A 2,947-nucleotide genomic window follows, 5' to 3' on the forward strand; every position below is an offset into this window, starting at 1 on the left:
TCGGCGGGGAGCGGCACACACGCTTTGATCCGCCGGTGTCCGAATGGGGCAACCCGGCTGCCGCAGGGCAGTCACCGAATTTATTCGGGGCAAACGAGGGGAACTGAAACATCTAAGTACCCTCAGGAGAAGAAAACAAGAGTGATTCCGCAAGTAGCGGCGAGCGAACGCGGAGAAGCCCAAACCGCACGGGTCGAGGCCCGGGCGGGGTTGTAGGACTGGCCTAGTGGTCAGCAGATTAAGCCGAACGGCCTGGGAAGGCCGACCGCAGGGGGTGAGAGTCCCGTAGGCGTGCATTCTGCTGGCTGAGTCATGTTCCTGAGTAGGGGGGGACCGGAGAAATCCCCTTCGAATCCGGCGGCACCATCCGCCAAGGCTAAATACTCCTGGGAGACCGATAGCGAACCAGTACCGTGAGGGAAAGGTGAAAAGAACCGCGAGCAGCGGGGTGAAAAGAACTTGAAACCGTACGCCTACAAGCGGGCGGAGCCAGCTGCCTAGCAGTCTGGTGACGCCGTGCCTTTTGCATAATGAGCCTGCGAGTCACGGTCGCCGGCGCTGGTTAACCGCCTTCGAGGCGGGGAGCCGCAGCGAAAGCGAGTCCGAACAGGGCGTTGAGTCGGCGGCTGTGGACGCGAAACCCGGTGATCTACCCCCGGTCAGGTCGAGGCGCTGGTAACACAGCGTGGAGGACCGAACCGGTAAACGTTGAAAAGTTTTCGGATGAACCGGGGGTGGGGGTGAAAGGCCAATCAAACCGGGAGATAGCTCGTACTCCCCGAAATGTTTTTAGGAACAGCGTCACGCGACGTCTGGCGGCCAGGTAGAGCTACCGGTAGGGCTAGGGGGAGTCACATCCTGCCAACCCCTGACGAACTCCGAATGGGCCGGCAGCTGCGTGGCAGTGAGGGCGCGGGTGCCAAGGTCCGCGTCCGAGAGGGGAACAACCCGGAGCACCGGCTAAGGCCCCCAAGTGCGCGCTAAGTTGGGGTAAGGCGGTCCGGCCGCAGCGACAGCCAGGACGTTAGCTTGGAAGCAGCTATTCGTTTAAAGAGTGCGTAACAGCCCACTGGTCGAGCGGGGCGGGCGCCGACAATAAACGGGCATCAAGCGCGCCGCCGAAGCCGTGCGATAGTGAGTAACATCACGTATCGGTAGGGGAGCATTCCCGCGGGGGCGAATGGGTGGCGCGAGCCGCCCTGGACCTGCGGGAAAAGCAAATGCAGGCATGAGTAACGACAATGCGCGCGCGAAACGCGCACACCGGAAGACCAAGGGTTCCCCCGCCATGCTAATCAGCGGGGGGTCAGGCGGGGCCTAAGCGTCAGCCGAAGGGCGAAGCGCGACGGACAGTGGGTTGACACTCCCACCCCCATTTTGCATGTGATCAGATGACGTGGCCCCCGGGCCGGCGCGTACCGACGGAATGGTGCGCCTGAGCGGAGCCTGCGGGCGAAGCGAGCCGGCTGCCGGGCCTCCTAGAAAAGTCTGTGAAACTTCAGTGCAAAGTGGCCCGTACCGCAAACCGACACAGGTGGTCGGGAAGAGGATTCCAAGGTGCTCGAGTGAATCACGGCTAAGGAACTCGGCAAATTGACCCTGTAACTTCGGGATAAGGGGGGCCTCCTGACCTTCGGGTCAGAGGCCGCAGAGAAACGGCCCAGGCGACTGTTTAGCAAAAACACAGGGCTCTGCAAAGGCGCAAGCCGACGTATAGGGCCTGACACCTGCCCGGTGCCGGAAGGTTAAGGGGGGACGTTAGCCGCAAGGCGAGGCGTTGAACCGAAGCCCCGGTAAACGGCGGCCGTAACTATAACGGTCCTAAGGTAGCGAAATTCCTTGTCGGGTAAGTTCCGACCTGCACGAATGGTGTAACGATCTGGGCACTGTCTCAGCCGTGAGCTCGGTGAAATTGTAGTAGCGGTGAAGATGCCGCTTACCCGCCACGGGACGGAAAGACCCCGTGCACCTTTACTGCAGCTTCGCGCTGGTCCTGGGCCGGCAATGTGTAGGATAGGCGGGAGACTTTGAAGCCGCGTCGCCAGGCGTGGTGGAGTCGCCCTTGAAATACCGCCCTTTGCCGTCCCGGGCCCTAACCCCCTTCGGGGGGGACGCCGCGTGGCGGGCAGTTTGACTGGGGTGGTCGCCTCCGAAAGCGTAACGGAGGCTTCCAAAGGTCGGCTCGGTGCGGTCGGCAACCGCGCCGCGAGCGCAATGGCACAAGCCGGCTTGACTGCCAGACCGACGGGTCGCGCAGGTGGGAAACCAGGGCATAGTGATCCGGCGGCCCCGAATGGGAGGGCCGTCGCTCAAAGGATAAAAGGTACGCCGGGGATAACAGGCTGATCTCCCCCAAGAGCCCACATCGACGGGGAGGTTTGGCACCTCGATGTCGGCTCGTCACATCCCGGGGCTGGAGAAGGTCCCAAGGGTTCGGCTGTTCGCCGATTAAAGTGGCACGCGAGCTGGGTTCAGAACGTCGTGAGACAGTTCGGTCCCTATCTGTGGCGGGCGCAGGAGGACTGAGGGGAGCCGCCCTCAGTACGAGAGGACCGGGGCGGACCCACCGCTGGTAAGCCGGCTGTCACGCCAGTGGCACGGCCGGGTAGCTACGTGGGGAGCGGATAAGCGCTGAAGGCATCTAAGTGCGAAACCGGCCCCAAGATGAGTCCTCCCTAACGAACAGGGCCGTCGAAGACTACGACGTCGATAGGCCGCAGGTGCAAGCGCCGAGAAGCGCTCAGCCGAGCGGTACTAATCGCCCGACAGAACCCGCGCGGCCGCGGGTCGCCACTCTCTTGTTTCCACATGTTTAATGACTTTTCAAGACATTGATAAAGAAATTAGGACGAAGTTGCCCCGCAGGGGGCAGCGACGCTCCCAACCGCCCTGATGGCGGCCACGGGGCGGGTGCCCACCTCTTCCCATCCCGAACAGAGAAGTTAAG

At 62.3% G+C, this 2,947-nt stretch carries 1 rRNA gene; it reads left to right on the forward strand.

Going from position 1 to position 2,947, the window contains the following annotated elements:
• Positions 1–2,779, forward strand: a 23S ribosomal RNA gene (locus tag IE117_RS26145); the annotation flags it as partial.
• Positions 2,780–2,947 lie beyond the last annotated feature (168 nt).

The organism is Persicitalea jodogahamensis (genome assembly GCF_014651615.1).
In the GTDB taxonomy this organism is placed as follows: domain Bacteria; phylum Bacteroidota; class Bacteroidia; order Cytophagales; family Spirosomataceae; genus Persicitalea; species Persicitalea jodogahamensis.